Source organism: Pseudomonas sp. CCNWLW23, assembly GCF_037095675.1.
Lineage (GTDB): Bacteria > Pseudomonadota > Gammaproteobacteria > Pseudomonadales > Pseudomonadaceae > Aquipseudomonas > Aquipseudomonas atacamensis.
Genome location: NZ_JBAWKM010000040.1, coordinates 1 through 14171 on the forward strand (window position 1 = coordinate 1; position 14171 = coordinate 14171).

At 59.9% G+C, this 14171-nt stretch carries 19 protein-coding genes; 6 read left to right on the top strand and 13 right to left on the bottom strand.

The genetic code is table 11. The annotated features are described in order from the left end of the window. Positions 1-86 precede the first annotated feature (86 nt). From V8J63_RS27215 to soxR, 8 genes are all read right to left on the bottom strand, one after another. A complete protein-coding gene (locus tag V8J63_RS27215) occupies positions 87-938 on the bottom strand; it encodes a metal ABC transporter ATP-binding protein (RefSeq protein WP_336464942.1) in 852 nt (283 codons plus the stop codon). Further along, positions 935-1864, bottom strand: a complete 930-nt coding sequence (locus V8J63_RS27220; RefSeq protein WP_125926315.1) for a metal ABC transporter substrate-binding protein — start codon at positions 1862-1864, stop codon at positions 935-937. The genes V8J63_RS27215 and V8J63_RS27220 overlap by 4 nt, the downstream gene beginning before the upstream one ends. Positions 1865-1899: 35 nt before the next feature. After that, a complete protein-coding gene (locus tag V8J63_RS27225; protein WP_336464943.1) occupies positions 1900-2475 on the bottom strand; it encodes a DUF6162 family protein in 576 nt (191 codons plus the stop codon). Further along, positions 2472-2810 carry a hypothetical protein gene (locus tag V8J63_RS27230; RefSeq protein WP_336464944.1) on the bottom strand — a complete coding sequence of 113 codons (339 nt, stop codon included), beginning with the start codon at positions 2808-2810 and terminating at the stop codon, positions 2472-2474. Before V8J63_RS27230 ends, V8J63_RS27225 begins: the two co-directional genes overlap by 4 nt. After that, complete coding sequence (locus V8J63_RS27235; protein WP_197891381.1) at positions 2807-3349, bottom strand: thiamine pyrophosphate-binding protein; 543 nt, start codon at positions 3347-3349, stop codon at positions 2807-2809. Before V8J63_RS27235 ends, V8J63_RS27230 begins: the two co-directional genes overlap by 4 nt. Next, a complete protein-coding gene (locus V8J63_RS27240) occupies positions 3346-4545 on the bottom strand; it encodes a PepSY-associated TM helix domain-containing protein (RefSeq protein ID WP_336464945.1) in 1200 nt (399 codons plus the stop codon). Before V8J63_RS27240 ends, V8J63_RS27235 begins: the two co-directional genes overlap by 4 nt. A gap of 214 nt (positions 4546-4759) precedes the next feature. Further along, complete coding sequence (locus V8J63_RS27245) at positions 4760-5218, bottom strand: VOC family protein (RefSeq protein ID WP_207807716.1); 459 nt, start codon at positions 5216-5218, stop codon at positions 4760-4762. 111 nt (positions 5219-5329) lie between these two features. After that, complete coding sequence (gene soxR / locus V8J63_RS27250; RefSeq protein ID WP_016770798.1) at positions 5330-5782, bottom strand: redox-sensitive transcriptional activator SoxR; 453 nt, start codon at positions 5780-5782, stop codon at positions 5330-5332. A 93-nt stretch (positions 5783-5875) separates the two neighbouring features. Between soxR and V8J63_RS27255 the strand changes: the two genes are divergently transcribed. The 5 genes from V8J63_RS27255 (at position 5876) to V8J63_RS27275 (ending at position 10574) form a co-directional block, all read left to right on the top strand. Beyond that, positions 5876-6238, top strand: a complete 363-nt coding sequence (locus V8J63_RS27255) for an antibiotic biosynthesis monooxygenase (RefSeq protein ID WP_016770724.1) — start codon at positions 5876-5878, stop codon at positions 6236-6238. 101 nt (positions 6239-6339) lie between these two features. Then, complete coding sequence (locus V8J63_RS27260) at positions 6340-6609, top strand: hypothetical protein (RefSeq protein WP_016770723.1); 270 nt, start codon at positions 6340-6342, stop codon at positions 6607-6609. A 101-nt stretch (positions 6610-6710) separates the two neighbouring features. Next, the gene (locus V8J63_RS27265) at positions 6711-7325 is read left to right on the top strand and encodes a LysE family translocator (RefSeq protein WP_024013660.1); all 615 of its coding nucleotides are present in this window, start codon (positions 6711-6713) and stop codon (positions 7323-7325) included. Between the two features lie 205 nt (positions 7326-7530). Beyond that, positions 7531-8697: an aminotransferase class V-fold PLP-dependent enzyme gene (locus V8J63_RS27270; protein ID WP_336464946.1), complete on the top strand. Its 1167-nt coding sequence runs from the start codon at positions 7531-7533 to the stop codon at positions 8695-8697. A gap of 68 nt (positions 8698-8765) precedes the next feature. Further along, a complete protein-coding gene (locus tag V8J63_RS27275) occupies positions 8766-10574 on the top strand; it encodes an aminopeptidase P family protein (protein WP_130887933.1) in 1809 nt (602 codons plus the stop codon). A 44-nt stretch (positions 10575-10618) separates the two neighbouring features. Here the strand turns inward: V8J63_RS27275 and V8J63_RS27280 are convergent, their stop codons facing one another. Together V8J63_RS27280 and V8J63_RS27285 are read right to left on the bottom strand one after the other, a co-directional pair. Further along, positions 10619-11215: a 2-hydroxychromene-2-carboxylate isomerase gene (locus V8J63_RS27280; RefSeq protein ID WP_125926309.1), complete on the bottom strand. Its 597-nt coding sequence runs from the start codon at positions 11213-11215 to the stop codon at positions 10619-10621. Between the two features lie 41 nt (positions 11216-11256). Continuing rightward, a complete protein-coding gene (locus tag V8J63_RS27285; protein ID WP_130887934.1) occupies positions 11257-11985 on the bottom strand; it encodes an SDR family oxidoreductase in 729 nt (242 codons plus the stop codon). A gap of 91 nt (positions 11986-12076) precedes the next feature. On the opposite strand from V8J63_RS27285, the gene V8J63_RS27290 reads away from it, so the two are divergent. Beyond that, positions 12077-12646 (top strand): TetR/AcrR family transcriptional regulator, encoded by a 570-nt coding sequence (locus V8J63_RS27290; protein WP_071173071.1) that lies wholly within the window; start codon positions 12077-12079, stop codon positions 12644-12646. Here the strand turns inward: V8J63_RS27290 and V8J63_RS27295 are convergent, their stop codons facing one another. The 3 genes from V8J63_RS27295 to V8J63_RS27305 all read right to left on the bottom strand — a co-directional run. Next, positions 12647-12928, bottom strand: a complete 282-nt coding sequence (locus V8J63_RS27295) for a hypothetical protein (protein WP_016770791.1) — start codon at positions 12926-12928, stop codon at positions 12647-12649. A gap of 169 nt (positions 12929-13097) precedes the next feature. Then, positions 13098-13985 carry a threonine/homoserine exporter RhtA gene (rhtA, locus tag V8J63_RS27300; protein ID WP_024013655.1) on the bottom strand — a complete coding sequence of 296 codons (888 nt, stop codon included), beginning with the start codon at positions 13983-13985 and terminating at the stop codon, positions 13098-13100. Continuing rightward, a partial coding sequence (locus tag V8J63_RS27305; RefSeq protein WP_336464947.1) for a hypothetical protein occupies positions 13978-14171 on the bottom strand: 194 nt, incomplete at its 5' end. The genes V8J63_RS27305 and rhtA, both read right to left, overlap by 8 nt.

Sequence of the window (14171 nt, forward strand, 5' to 3'; positions counted from 1 at the left end):
GACCACAAAACCGTAGGCCAGCGCCTCGGGCAGATAACCTGACGATGCCCAACCCTGGACCATCAAACGAAAGGCTTCGTAGCTCATCAGACCGCGCTCCGTGGATGGGTGGAAAACAGCGTCAGCAGACGTTCCGGAGTCAGCGCCTGTTGCGGTGTGGCATCGAACAGCACGCGGCGGTTGAGACCGGTAACCCGATCGGCCAGCCGACCTACCGCTTCCAGGTCATGTTCGATCCACAACACCGTGATGCCCGCCGCGCGCCAGTCAGTCAGCAGGCGTTCGAACACCTGGATCCCGGCCTCATCGAGGGCCGACATCGGCTCGTCGAGCACCAGCAGTTGCGGCGCCGGAATCAAGCCCTGCGCGAGCAGCACCCGCTGCCGCTCGCCGCCGGACAGCGCGCCCATGCGCCGCTTGCGCTTGTCCTGCATGCCGACGCGCTCCAGCGCCTCGCCGATGGCGCCGGCGTAGTGTTTGCTCAAACCGAGAAAGGCCGGACGGCGCTGACACATCGCCGCCATGAAATCGTCGACGGTCATCGGCAAGCCGCGATCGAACTCCAGCGCCTGCGGGACGTAACCAATGGTGCCGGGCTCGCCGGGCCAGTGCAGGCTGAGCTGGCCCTGATGCGGCATCTGCCCGAGCAGGGTCTTGATCAGCGAACTCTTGCCACCGCCGTTGGGGCCGACCAGCGCATGCACGCTGCCGGGCTGCACCTGAAAGCTGACCTTGTCGAGAATCGTCGTGCGCCCCAAGGTCAGGCTGATATCCGCAAACTCCAGCGCCGGCCCGTTTTTTCCCTGTGGGAGCGAGCCTGCTCGCGAATGCGATGTGTCATTTAACGAAGATGTTGGCTGATCCGGCGCCTTCGCGAGCAGGCTCGCTCCCACCGGGTTATCGGTGTTGTCAGGGATCAGGGGTTCTTTCGACGTCATGCCCCCGACTCCTGAATCGCCCGAACCACGGTGTTGAGGTTGCCGGTCATTTCCTTTTCGTACTTGTCGGCGGTGTATTCGCCGTAGGAAATGTGCGACAGCGGGTACAGCTTCACCCCGGATTCGCGCTGGATGGTGTCGACGTAGCTGGAGGGGAAATCCATCTCGGAGAAGATCACTTTCACGTCGAGTTCGCGTAATTGATCGATGGTTTTTTTCAGCTGGCTCGGGCTTGGCTCGATGCCGTGGGCCGGCTCGACCACGGCCGTCACTTCCAGACCGAATTCACGCAAAAGATAGTCGTAAGCCGCATGCACTGTGGCCACGCGCAGCTCGGCGTTGGGTGCCTGGGTCAGTTTGGCCAACGCGTCGGCGCGCATCTGCCGCAGGCGTTTGCCGTAAGCGCGGGCGTTTTGCGTGTAGGTCTTGGCATTGTCCGGATCGATCTTGCCCAGCTCGCGGGCGATGTTGTTGACCTGGGCGATGGAGGCGCTGATCGACAGGAACGTGTGCGGATTGACCACTTTGCCAGCGCCGCGCGCAGCGACACCGGTGGCCGCCAGCAATGGCACGTTCTCGTTGGCTTCGATGGTTTTGACGTTGGGTGTTTCGCTGGCGGCGATCATCCGGTCGGCGAAGTCATCATGACCGACGCCGTTGAGTACGATCACGTCCAGTCCGCTGATGCGCTTGATGTCTTCGGCGCGCGGTTCGTAGGCGTGCGGATTGAAGCCCGCAGGAATCAGCGGCACCACCTCGGCCTTGTCGCCAACGATGTTGGCGACGTAGCTGTAATACGGATGCAGAGTGATGCCGATACGCAGGCGTTTGCCTTGCTCGGCGCTGGCCAACGGGCTCAGCAGGCAGGCGCACAGGCCAAGCAGAAACAGGCGTAACAATGGACGGCGAGGAAATGAAATGGACATGGGCAAGCAGTCTTCTCTCGGATAAAGGCGAGGAATCAATGGCGATGTTCGCGGGTAACCCCGGCATCGAATTGCGCGACGATCTGTTTCCAGCCAGCGGCGGACAGCGCGGCGTCAGACAGATCTTCAGCAGGCGCGGAATCGGCGCTGCGCTTGAGCCAGATGTCCGGCGCCGCGTTGGCGTCAGTGCCGACACGCATCAGAAATGAACCGGCGACATCAGGCGTTGCACTGCGTCCGAAATAGGCGCGATCGGCGAACATCTGCCATGCGTGACCGCCACGACTGACCGAACTGGCGTCCTGCGCGAACGGCGCAAAGCCTTCGTCGGCGAGCATTTGTGGCGTCGGCAGGGCTTTTTGCTCTTCGCGCAACAAGCGGATTTCGTCGAGGGTCACCCGCAGGTCGGCATAAATGCCTTGCTCGGCGGCGCTGAGATCGCGGCGGGCGTCGTACTGGTTGCTGGCGACCGGCTCCGGTTCATGGGAAACCCCGCGCCACGCCACCACCGAGCCGGCGACCGCGAGGATCAGCAGGCACAACAGCAGCACATTGAGGGTTTCATGACCGGCGCCGGCCGGGCGTACCACTTGCGTTGTCGGGCTACTCATGGGGCTTCGATATCCGCCTGGTCGATTTCCACCACGTGGCCGGGGCCGGCGTCGAACAGCACATAGAACTCACTGCCGGGTTTCTTGAACGTCAGCGTCGAGTCATCACCCAATTTGCCCGGCACCAGAATGGTTTCGTCGTAGCCGATCACGTCGAGGGTTACCCCCGGCGCGCCGCTGCCGTCGGAGAAACTGCCGGTGCATTTGATCTGTTCGGCATCGATGGCTTTGCATTCGCACATCGGGTTGTGCGCCAGGGTGCTGGCGCTGAAACCGGCGCTCAGCAGCAGCGCGGCGCTGGCGAGCAAACGGGTCTGAAGGGGTGAGCGAGTCATGGTTTGGCTCCTTGTTTGTTCAGCCACGCAACCGTGGCGGGGGAGGCTTGGCTCAGGGGAATCGCGGCCTGGTGCATGCTGCCGTCCCAGCCTTCCATGGTGATCCACAGCTCGGCGTCAGGTTTGGTCTTTGCCGGGATCGGCATTTGCGTGCCCATGCGATAAGGCGTACCGAAGAAGATCGTGCCGGCGGCGCGCAGACTGCGCGGTTTGCCGATGCGCAGGTAAGTAGCCTTGACCTGTTCGACGCAGGTATCACAAACGGCGGCAGTGAAATCCTTCATATAGCCGGCCGGACCGCTCAGGTGCGGCGCCTCGTCACGCAGTTCGGCCAGGCGCACGCTCCACGGGCCGACCTGAACGGTGCCTATTTCACGCTGGCCCAGGCCACTGTCGCCGCGAAACAGCGAAGCATCGGCAAAGTATTTCGGCATGAAGCCCAGCGGGATCAGCAACAGCAGGACATTGATGTGGAAACGCCACTTGTGCCAGAAACGTGACAGGCGCGAGGGCGGTGTGACCGAGATGGCTTTGTTCACAGGCTGGCCTCCGAAGGTTCACGGCGCATCGCGGGTTGGGCGGTGATGCGGTTTTTCTTGTCCTCGCGTTTCAGCGCATTGGCGGTGGCCAGCGCGGTGCGCTTGGTCCAGATCAGCAGGCCGCTGAGGATCATCATGCTCAGCAACAGACCGAAGAAGAACCAGATCAATTTGATCCAGATGCCGCCGAAGTCACCGGTGTGCAGCGGGCGCATGGATTCGGTGACGAATTCCAGCGAGGACCGATCGGACAGCAACCGTGAGGAGGCCATTTCGCCGTTGTACGGGTTGAGAGTCGCGGTCTGATACATCAGCGGATACCAGCCACGGCCGCTGACGCTCATGTGCGAGTAAGCATTGCCCGGCAGGTTGACGTAGCTCGCTTCCAGCCCCGGAATCTTCTGCTGGGCGATTTCGATGGCGCGATCCAGGCTGATACGCGGCGGCGGGGTGCCGGCGGCCGAGATCGGCACACTTTCGCGGGACATCGCCGGAATGATCGGTTCGCTGGAAATGGAAATCTGGTTATCGAACAGGATCGCCTTGATCAGGAACCAGATGCCGGTGATGGAAATCACCGCGATGAACCAGATTGACCAGATGCCGCACAGGCGATGAAAGTCGCCCCAGAAAATCCGCGCGCCGTGGCGCACGCGCAGGGTCGGGCGCAGAAAACCTTTCCAGAAGCGCTTGTACACCACCAGCCCGGTAATCAGCGACACCAGCATCGGCACGCCGAGCAATGACACCAGATACCAGCCCCAGCTATAGCCATTGGTGAACGGCACCAGCCACCAGCCATGCAGGGCGCGGGTAAAGGCCTTGAAATCGAAGGCCGGCGCGGTGCCCTGGATGACCCCGGTGTACGGATTGACATAGACCGTCAACGAGCGCCCGTCGGGGTAGCTGACTTCGACATCGAGGGCAAAGTGCGACTCGTCCGGACGATTGATGCTCTGCACCAGGGTTTGCGGCTCGGCTTGTTTGATCGCGGCGAGAATCTGGTCATAGCTGAGTCGCGGCGCATCGTCCGACGGCTGACTGGCGCGCATTTGCGGGTTGGCCAGCCAGACAATCTCCTGGCTGACCACCGCCAGCGTGCCGGTGACACAGACGATCAGCACAAAGAACCAGATCGGCAACGCCAGCCAGCTATGCACCAGGAACCACAGTTTGGAACGGGATTTCTTCGACATGATTGCGCGTCTTGATTGCGGTGGAAGGGGCCGGGCTACGGGCTTCGCAGCACGGAACTCCCCGGGAGGCCGTTCGTGGCTTTTGCCTACGCGAACGGCCTGCATTCCTATAAGACGGATGAGCGAAGAAAATCCCGAAAGCGGATATGAAAGTAAATGTTTCGCAATTACATCGGCAGTGCATTTTTGCCGGTCGATCCGAGGCAAAAAGCCCTCAGCCTTGGCTGAACATCTCCATCGCCCGCTGGCGAATCTGCTCTTCGCTCAGATCCTCTTTGTGCGTGGCGAGAAACCACAGATGGCCGAACGGATCTCTCAAAGTACCGCTGCGGTCACCGTAAAACTGGTCTTTGACCTCGGAGACGCTTTGCGCCCCGGCATCCAGCGCCTGTTGAAAGGACTGGTCGACATCGGTGACATACAGGTGCAAGCCGATCGACACCGCCTGCTGCGGATTGCTCAACGGCCCTTGGTCGCAAGGCGTGCCGAGCATGATCGCGCTGTCGCCGATGCGCAGCTCGGCGTGGCCGATGTTGCCGTCGGGCATGGTCAGGCGCATGACTTCGCTGGCATTGAAGGCTTTCTTGTAGAAATCGATGGCCTCGGCAGCCTGTTGGATGCCGAGATACGGGGTAATGCTGTGATACCCCTCGGGAATGGGTTTGACGCTCATGACGTTCTCCCTGTTTTTGTTTTCAACAGATGTGGTTACACCGGATTTACCCGGAGCAATCACTATAGAACCGTCCTTGCTGCGCAAGTTGTTCGCCGACGAGCAGCGTCATCACTCATCGCGAAAGTGCGGGCCTGGGCCTCGGTCACCGAGCATGTCGCCTTTATTGCGTAACGGACACGCCTCCATGGACAGACAGCCGCAGCCGATGCACCCGGTCAGCTGATCGCGCATCAGCGTAAGTTGCCTGATCCGTTCATCGAGCTCGCGCTGCCATTGTTCAGACAGCATTTTCCAGTCCGCCGCTGATGGCGCGCGATCCTGCGGCAGGATCTTCAGCGCTTCGCCGATTTCCGCCAGCGGTATCCCCAGCCGTTGTGCGACTTTGATCAACGCCACCCGGCGCAGTACGGCGCGCGGATAGCGGCGTTGATTGCCGGCATTGCGCTCACTCTTGATCAAACCTTTGGCTTCATAAAAATGCAGCGCCGTGACCGCGACGCCACTGCGCGCCGCAACCTCACCCACGGTGAGAGGCTTGTGCACCTGCTCCTTGCTGATCATGCGGAAAATACTCTTGACCTTGACTTAACTAGAGGTTTTACCCTGCAGCTCTTCGGGTCGCAAGGCTCGCATCAAGATGAGTGGGGGCTTTACATGAGCAATCGCAGCTTTACCCAATTGATCGAATTCGAAATCGAACCCCGTCAGCAAGCGGCGCTGGTCTCGGCATTGGCCACGCAGACCGAGGGGCTGGCCCAGCGTTACGACGGGTTTCTCAGCGCCAGCGTGCAGGCCAGCGACGACGGCCGCCGCGTGCTGAGCTTTTTGCAATGGCAGAGCCGCGAAGCGGGGGAGGCGGCGTTTCGCAGTTTCGAAAGCGGCGAGGAGGATTTCTGGCAATTGATCCGCACCCATCGGGCAAAAACCGTGACCTTCAATTCGTTCCAGGTTCACAGCAGCATTGCCCGCAGTCACGACGATGCGCTGCATTGTCGTCTGCCGGTCAGCCAGTATTAGCGCAAAGCTGATAGCCACTATTGAGAGCGTTGATTTCTGCGCGAGCGAGCCGGGGCGTAGCCTTTCTCCATCGACCCCACATAGCTCGCCAGGACGCTCCCATGAACCGTTTACTGACTGTTTCGCTGATGCTCGCTGTTTCCGTACTCGCAGGTTGTGCCGGCCATGTTTCGCCCGAGCTGCGCCCTTACACCGCTGAAGAATCCCGCGAACTGGCGCTGGAAGCGCTGAACCGCAGCGGCTTGTCGTTCGACGAATACCACGCGAAAAAAGCCCAATTGCTCGGCCAGCCGCAGAAGACTTTCGGCTTCGACCAACAGGGTGAGATGAGCGCCGAACGTGCCATACAGCTGCACGGTCGTCCGAGCTGAAGGCAAACTGTACTGCTTGAAGTTTTCCCTAACTGTCCGTGGGTTTGCCGGGCCGTGTGGGATAGGGTCAACAGCTGAATGACCCTGGATGGACTGCCTCGATGAACCTCTCGCTTGATCTGCTGTTGGGCTTTGCCCTGTTTGCCCTTGTCACCTCGATCACACCGGGGCCGAACAACACCATGTTGCTGGCGTCCGGAGTGAATTTCGGTTTCAACCGCACCATTCCACACATGCTCGGCATCAGCTGCGGCTTCTTTTTATTGGTGGTAGCGGTGGGCTTCGGCCTTGGCGCGGTGTTTCAGGCCTATCCGATTCTGTATACGGTGCTGCGTTATGTCGGCGCGGCGTATTTGTTGTATCTGGCGTGGAAGATCGCCCACTCCGGCCCGGTCGGCGACAGTGCCCACGGCGAGGCGAAACCGATCAGCTATCTGGGCGCCGCGGCGTTCCAGTGGGTCAATCCCAAGGCGTGGATCATGGCCATCGGCGCCATCAGCACGTACACGCCGATGCAGGGTTATTTCTATAACGTCGTAATCATCGCGGCGGTGTTCGCCATCATCAACCTGCCCAGTGTCGGCCTGTGGGCGGCGTGCGGCACGCTGTTGCGCAATGTGCTGAAAGATCCGCGCTGGTTGCGCGTGTTCAATTGGGGCATGGCGGCGCTGTTGGTGATCTCGCTGTATCCGTTACTTCTCGAAAGCTTTCACTGACGCATTGCTTCAATCGCCGGCCCGTTGCCTGTTAAGCTCGGTTTCAGGAGCGTTCCTACGCACTTTTAAATGAAGCCCTACTTCTTTAACGGCATCCGATCAGGTATTGATGACGCTCTCGAACCCATGCACAGCTCACGAGGCTGTGCATTGTCGTTTGCAGACACGAGCCTCCTGATCCCGGAACACGCTCTGCGAGTCCTTTATGAACACACGTCCGTTGTATTTCGATTACGCCGCCACCACCCCGGTGGACGAGCGGGTCATCCAGGTGATGATCGAATGTCTGGGTTTTCACGGTAACTTCGGTAACCCGGCGTCCAGCTCCCACGCTTTCGGCCAGCAGGCCCGGCAGACGGTCGAGCAGGCACGTCGGCAAGTCGCCGATCTGGTCGGCGCGCAGCCTGAGCAGATCGTCTGGACCTCCGGTGCCACCGAGTCCAACAACCTCGCCCTCAAAGGCGTCTCCCAGGCCCGTGGCGTTTGCGGCGGGCACATCATTACCAGTCAGATCGAACACAAGGCCATTCTCGACACCGCGCGGCAATTGCAGGACTCGGGCATTGCCGTGACTTACCTGGTGCCGGACGCCCAAGGCTTGATCACGCCGCAAGCGGTCAGCGAAGCGATGCGTGACGACACTTTTCTGGTGTCGCTGATGCTGGTCAACAACGAGTTGGGCACGGTCAACGATGTCGAGGCGATTGGCGAAGTGGTGCGCAGTCGGCAGGCGTTGTTTCATGTTGATGCGGCGCAAGGCGCGGGCAAAGTCGCGATCGACCTGAGCCGCTGGCCGGTGGATCTGATGTCGTTTTCCGCACACAAACTCTACGGCCCCAAGGGCATCGGCGCCCTGTATGTCGGCCCGCAGGCGCAGCAACGCTTGCAGGCACAGATCCACGGCGGCGGTCATGAAGGTGGCCTGCGCTCCGGAACCCTGGCGACTCATCAGATTGCCGGGATGGGCGCTGCTTTCGCTTTGGCCGCCGACGCATTTGATGAAGAGAAAAAGTCCATCATCGCTTTGCGCGAACGCTTGCTCGAACAGCTTTTGAAGTTGCCCGGCGTGCGCCTCAATGGCAGTGCCTCGCAACGCATTCCGCACACCCTGAGCCTGACCTTCAGCGAGGGCGAGTTCAACAGCGCCGCATTGAGCCATTCGATCGCGTTTTCCGCGACGTCGGCGTGTAATTCCGCAAGTAATGCGCCGTCCCACGTGCTGCTCGCGCTCGGACACGATGCGCGGCTGGCGGGGCGCACCATTCGCTTGAGCCTCGGGCGGTTTACCACCGTCGAGGATGTCGACAAGGCCGTTGACCTGATCACAACCGCCTGCGCCAGTGCCCCGCCATTCTGGGCGACAGGGCTCTAAACAGCAGACGCTTTCCATGGCCGCGAAGGCTACGAACAATAACGATGACGCGATTAGCAGGAGACATGATGAGTTCCCACACCTTGACCGAAGGATCGGTGCCTCAGCGCCTGGCGCATACCCGTGAACTGATGCGCCGCGAAGGCATCCATGCGCTGCTGGTGCCGTCCGCCGACCCGCATCTTTCGGAATACCTGCCGGGTTACTGGCAGGGCCGGCAATGGCTGTCGGGTTTCCACGGTTCGGTCGGTACGCTGATCGTCACTGCGGATTTCGCCGGTGTGTGGGCCGACAGTCGTTACTGGGAACAGGCGACGAAAGAGCTCAACGGCAGCGGCATCGAACTGGTCAAGCTGCAACCGGGGCAGCCGAGCCCGCTGGACTGGCTGGCGGAGCAAACCCTCGAGGGCGGCGTGGTTGCCGTGGATGGTGCGGTAATGGCGGTGGCTTCGGCGCGTACGCTGAGCAGCAAACTCGAAGCACGCGGCGCTCGCCTGCGCACCGATATCGACCTGTTGCAGGAAGTCTGGCGCGATCGCCCGAGCCTGCCGAACGCGCCGATCTATCAGCATCTGCCGCCGCAAGCGACCGTCAGCCGTGGCGAGAAACTCGCGAAATTGCGCGAAACCTTGCAAGAACGTGGTGCCGACTGGCACTTCATCGCCACCTTGGATGACATCGCTTGGCTGTTCAACCTGCGTGGTGGTGATGTCTCGTTCAATCCGGTGTTTGTTTCGTTCGCCTTGATCAATCAGCAACAGGCCACGCTGTTCGTGGCGCTGAGCAAGGTCGATGCCGATCTGCGCGCGGTACTCGAGCAGGATGGCGTGACGCTGCGTGACTACAGCGAAGTGGCCGATGCATTGCGTGCTGTGCCGAGTGGCGCGAGCCTGCTGGTCGATCCGGCGCGAGTGACCACGGGGTTGCTGGATAACCTGGACAGTGGCGTGAAACTGGTCGAGGGTCTCAACCCGACTACGTTGGCCAAATCGCAGAAAAGCGAAGCCGACGCTCAACACATCCGTAAAGCCATGGAGCAGGATGGCGCGGCGTTGTGCGAATTCTTTGCCTGGCTGGAATCGGCATGGGGGCGCGAGCGCATCACCGAACTGACCATCGACGAGAAACTTACCGTTGCCCGTGAGCGTCGTCCCGATTACGTTTCGCTGAGCTTCAACACGATTGCCGCGTTCAACGCCAATGGCGCGATGCCGCACTATCACGCTACCGAAGAGGAGCATGCGCTGATCGAGGGTGATGGTCTGTTGCTCATCGATTCCGGTGGTCAATACCTCGGCGGTACCACAGACATCACGCGCATGGTCCCGGTGGGTACGCCGACCCAGGAGCAGAAACAGGATTGCACGCGCGTGTTGAAAGGCGTGATTGCGCTGTCGCGGGCACGATTCCCGAAAGGCATTCTGTCGCCGCTGCTCGACGCCATCGCTCGTGCGCCGATCTGGGCTGACAACGTCGACTACGGTCACGGCACCGGTCACGGCGTGGGCTATTTCCTCAACGTTCACGAAGGTCCGCAAGTGATCGCTTATCAAGCGGCACCGGCACCGCAGACGGCGATGCAGCCGGGGATGATTACCTCGATCGAACCCGGCACTTATCGCCCGGGCCGCTGGGGCGTGCGCATCGAGAACCTGGCGATGAACCGCGAGGCCGGCAGCAGCGAATTCGGCGACTTCCTCAAGTTCGAAACCCTGACGCTGTGCCCGATCGATACCCGCTGCCTGATTGCTGACCTGCTGACCCACGAAGAAAAGCAGTGGCTCAATGCTTATCACAGCGAAGTACGCGAGCGTCTGAGTCCGTTGTTGGATGGCGCGGCGCTGAGCTGGCTGAACGAGCGCACTGTGGCCATTTGATCGATTTGCCCAAGGCGCCGCTCGCGGTGCCTTGGGTCTCGGCTTCAATCCTGGCGCAATGCCTCTTCTACGAAGTCGAGTCGATCCTGACCGAAGAACAACTGATCGCCAATGAACATGCTGGGGGCACCGAAAACGCCGCGCTTGATGGCGGCTTCGGTGTTTTCCTTAAGTGCGGCTTTTACTGATTCATCGTTGGTCAGCGCCATTATCTCTTGGGGGTCGAAGCCGTTTTCAGTCAGCACGGCGGCAACGGTTTGCGGATCGTTGAGGTTACGGCCTTCGACCCAAAGCGCCTTGAACAGGCAATCGACGAACTCGGCGAAACGCTGCGGCTGGCGCATCTGCAAGCCAGTGACGGCACGCATCAGTATCAGCGTGTTGATTGGAAAGTGCGGATTGAATCTGAGCTGTACGCCGTAGCGTTTGGCGAAGCGATCGAGGTCCTGAAACATGTAGCGGCCCTTGGCCGGAATCATTGCCGGCGAAGCGTTGCCGGTGGCTTTGAACACGCCACCCAACAGCATCGGGATGTAGATCAGTTCGCTCTGGGTATCGGCGCAGATTTTCGCTAGCTGGGTGTGCGCCAGATAGGTGGTGGGGCTGCCGAGGTCGAAATAGAATTCCACGGTTTTCGTCATGATCAAATCGCTCTCTTATTGTTGTAATGAGGGGGGAGGGCTTACCAGCGTTCGTTCCATGGGCGCAGGTCCAGCTCGAAGGTCCAGGCATCCCGTGGCTGACTGTGCAGATACCAATAGTTTTCAGCGATGTGCCCTGGATCGAGAATGCCGTCCTGATCCTTGGTCGCGTATTTCTCGGGAAAGCTGTCGCGGATGAAGTCGGTATCGATCGCACCATCAACTACGACGTGGGCGACATGAATGTTCATCGGCCCCAACTCTCTCGCCATGCTTTGCGCCAGTGCGCGGATGCCGTGTTTGGCTCCGGCGAAAGCGGCAAATCCAGAAGCACCGCGCAGCCCGGCCGTGGCACCAGTGAACAGAATCGTGCCGCGCTGCCGAGTGACCATGCGCTTGGCCACTTCACGGGCATTGAGAAAACCGGAGAAGCAGGCCATCTCCCAGATCTTGAAATATTTGCGCGCGGTTTCTTCGAGAATGCTGCAAGGCACGTTGGCGCCGATGTTGAAGACAAAGGCCTCAATCGGGCCGACGCGGGTTTCGATGTCTTCGATCAAGGCGATGACGTCTTCTTCCTTGCGCGCATCGCAGGCAAAACCATGGGCCTCACCGCCATCAGCGATGATTGCGTCAACCAGAGGCTGCAATTTGTCGGCGCTGCGCCGGGTCACACAGGCTATAAATCCCTCACTGGCAAAGCGCTTGGCAATGGCCCCGCCCGTGGCATCACCGGCCCCGACAACCAACACGACCTTCTTGTTATTCATGGGTGAATCCCTTTGGGTTAACGATCGTTTAGTTAACGAACGTTATGCTAGGATTCGGGCAGCGTCAAGGCGATCTACTTCAGGAGATGACATGCGTTATTCGGCCGGACACAAATCGGAAACCCGCGAACGATTGCTGCAAAGCAGCGCGCTGTCGGCAAAGAAATCGGGGTTTTCCACGGTGGGCGTGGATGGCCTGATGAAAGCCATCGGTTTGAGTGGCGCCGCGTTCTACAGCCACTTTTCATCCAAGGATGCGTTGTTCGCTGCCATCGTCGAGCGAGAGTTGAGTGAAAGTCTTGAGCGCCTTGGTGGCCAGGGCGGTGCAGATCGGCAGCGGCTGGAGCGTTGTCTGAAGCAGTACCTGAGCATGGCCCACGTCGAGCAACCCGAGGCCGGTTGCGCGCTGCCGACATTGGGCGCGGAGATTGCCCGTGCCGATGTACTGGTGCGTGAGCAGGCTGAAGAATGGATCTGCCGCCTTCAGCAGGGCTGGGCCGAGATACTGGAAAGCGAGAGTCTGGCCTGGTCGGTGCTGTCGCAATGCGTGGGTGCATTGGTGGTCGCGCGGATGCTGGCAACACCGGACGTGCAGCGTACGGTGTTGCGCTCGAGTCACGAGGAAATTACGCGTCAGCTCGCTTTGCCACGAGCCGAGTAGTTATTTGCAGATGACGATCATGCTGCGGCTGGTATAACCGGCGGGGTTCAGGCCGAACGGATAATCGCCAGGTTCTTCGACGGTGTCCCCGGATTTGGCGATCACCTTGTAACCCTTGGGCGCGCAGGAATTAGCGGCGCTGGTATAGCACTTGTCCCATGAGGATGAAAGTCCGGAACAGTTGATGTGCAGCCCCTTCTTGCCTCGTTTGACCTGGGTTTCCGAGGTCGCTGCGCAACTCGCGATCGCCAGCAGGGCGATCAATAGCAAAATTCGTTTCATTACCATCCTTAATAGCGGCCGCGAGTCTGGTGCTCGGGTCTGCCTGTATTCGCTCGCGTTTGCAGCGTTGTGCCGTCCTTTGCGAAAAAATCCATGCCTGGCGATGGGTTACGAAGCTAAACATGGCCTAAATGAGCGCCAATTACCAGACCCCACTTTCTATAACGCTTCAGTCGGCCGCGACAGCAGGCTTTGCTCCGCTGCCCATGGTCATGGTTGCGCCCACTGACGCCAGAATAATGCACAGGATGGCCAGCCATTGTGACAATGAAAGGTATTCCTGGAGAAAAAGCAGACCTGACAATGCTCCGAAGGCCGGTTCGATACTCATGAGCGTGCCGAAGGTGCGCGCGGGCATACGCGTCAGGGCGACCATCTCCAGGGTATAGGGCAGGGCGGTGGACAGAATGGCGACGCCGATAGCGATCGGAATCAGCGATGGTGTAAGCAGCGCAGCGCCGGCATGAACAATGCCGATCGGCGCCACGAACAGCGCGGCGATCATCACGCCGAGGGCTGCCGTCGTCACCCCGTTGTCGGCGCCGGCCTTTTGCCCGAACAGAATGTACAGCGCCCAGCACACTCCGGCGCCCAGCGCATAACCCGCTCCGACCAGATCAATGCCGGCAGTGGTTGCCCCGGTAGGTATCAATAGAAGCAAGCCGGCCGCAGCAAGCGCGATCCATACAAAATCGATGGCGCGGCGAGAGGCATATATAGCTACAGCCAGAGGGCCGGTGAATTCCAGCGCAACGGCGATGCCCAGCGGCACTGTGCGCAGCGACATATAAAAGAGGAAGTTCATTCCACCCAATGCCATTCCGTAGACGATGACGGTACGAAGAGACTTGGAGGTCAGCTTTGCACGCCATGGGCGCAGTATCAGCAGCATGATCACGCTGGCAAAGATCAAGCGAAGAGTGGTTGTTCCTTGTGCGCCGATAATGGGGAACATGCTTTTGGCCAGAGAAGCGCCCGACTGGATGGACGCCATGGCTATCATGAGCAGGCAAACCGGAAACAATGTGGAAGCAAGGGAGCGAGGTTGATCATTCATTGCGCGGCAGCATCCAAGGCAAAAACACAGTATTGTTGTGGTAGTGGGCAATATACTGCGCATTGGATGAGGGCGCGTCTATATATAGAAAGCGTTTTTGCTGATTTGAAAGAAAAGCGAAATTAACGGTTGACGGCAGATTCCAGAGGTCTATAATTCGCCCCACTTCCGGCGCAGTCGAAACGG

Coding starts and splice junctions, on each gene's coding strand:
- V8J63_RS27275 (WP_130887933.1), top strand. CDS start 8,766: ATGAGTTCCCACACCTTGACCGAAGGATCGGTGCCTCAGCGCCTGGCG.
- V8J63_RS27260 (WP_016770723.1), top strand. CDS start 6,340: ATGAACCGTTTACTGACTGTTTCGCTGATGCTCGCTGTTTCCGTACTC.
- V8J63_RS27240 (WP_336464945.1), bottom strand. CDS start 4,545: ATGTCGAAGAAATCCCGTTCCAAACTGTGGTTCCTGGTGCATAGCTGG.
- soxR (WP_016770798.1), bottom strand. CDS start 5,782: ATGATCAGCAAGGAGCAGGTGCACAAGCCTCTCACCGTGGGTGAGGTT.
- rhtA (WP_024013655.1), bottom strand. CDS start 13,985: ATGAATGATCAACCTCGCTCCCTTGCTTCCACATTGTTTCCGGTTTGC.
- V8J63_RS27245 (WP_207807716.1), bottom strand. CDS start 5,218: ATGAGCGTCAAACCCATTCCCGAGGGGTATCACAGCATTACCCCGTAT.
- V8J63_RS27230 (WP_336464944.1), bottom strand. CDS start 2,810: ATGACTCGCTCACCCCTTCAGACCCGTTTGCTCGCCAGCGCCGCGCTG.
- V8J63_RS27225 (WP_336464943.1), bottom strand. CDS start 2,475: ATGAGTAGCCCGACAACGCAAGTGGTACGCCCGGCCGGCGCCGGTCAT.
- V8J63_RS27265 (WP_024013660.1), top strand. CDS start 6,711: ATGAACCTCTCGCTTGATCTGCTGTTGGGCTTTGCCCTGTTTGCCCTT.
- V8J63_RS27270 (WP_336464946.1), top strand. CDS start 7,531: ATGAACACACGTCCGTTGTATTTCGATTACGCCGCCACCACCCCGGTG.
- V8J63_RS27255 (WP_016770724.1), top strand. CDS start 5,876: ATGAGCAATCGCAGCTTTACCCAATTGATCGAATTCGAAATCGAACCC.
- V8J63_RS27280 (WP_125926309.1), bottom strand. CDS start 11,215: ATGACGAAAACCGTGGAATTCTATTTCGACCTCGGCAGCCCCACCACC.
- V8J63_RS27295 (WP_016770791.1), bottom strand. CDS start 12,928: ATGAAACGAATTTTGCTATTGATCGCCCTGCTGGCGATCGCGAGTTGC.
- V8J63_RS27220 (WP_125926315.1), bottom strand. CDS start 1,864: ATGTCCATTTCATTTCCTCGCCGTCCATTGTTACGCCTGTTTCTGCTT.
- V8J63_RS27290 (WP_071173071.1), top strand. CDS start 12,077: ATGCGTTATTCGGCCGGACACAAATCGGAAACCCGCGAACGATTGCTG.
- V8J63_RS27285 (WP_130887934.1), bottom strand. CDS start 11,985: ATGAATAACAAGAAGGTCGTGTTGGTTGTCGGGGCCGGTGATGCCACG.
- V8J63_RS27215 (WP_336464942.1), bottom strand. CDS start 938: ATGACGTCGAAAGAACCCCTGATCCCTGACAACACCGATAACCCGGTG.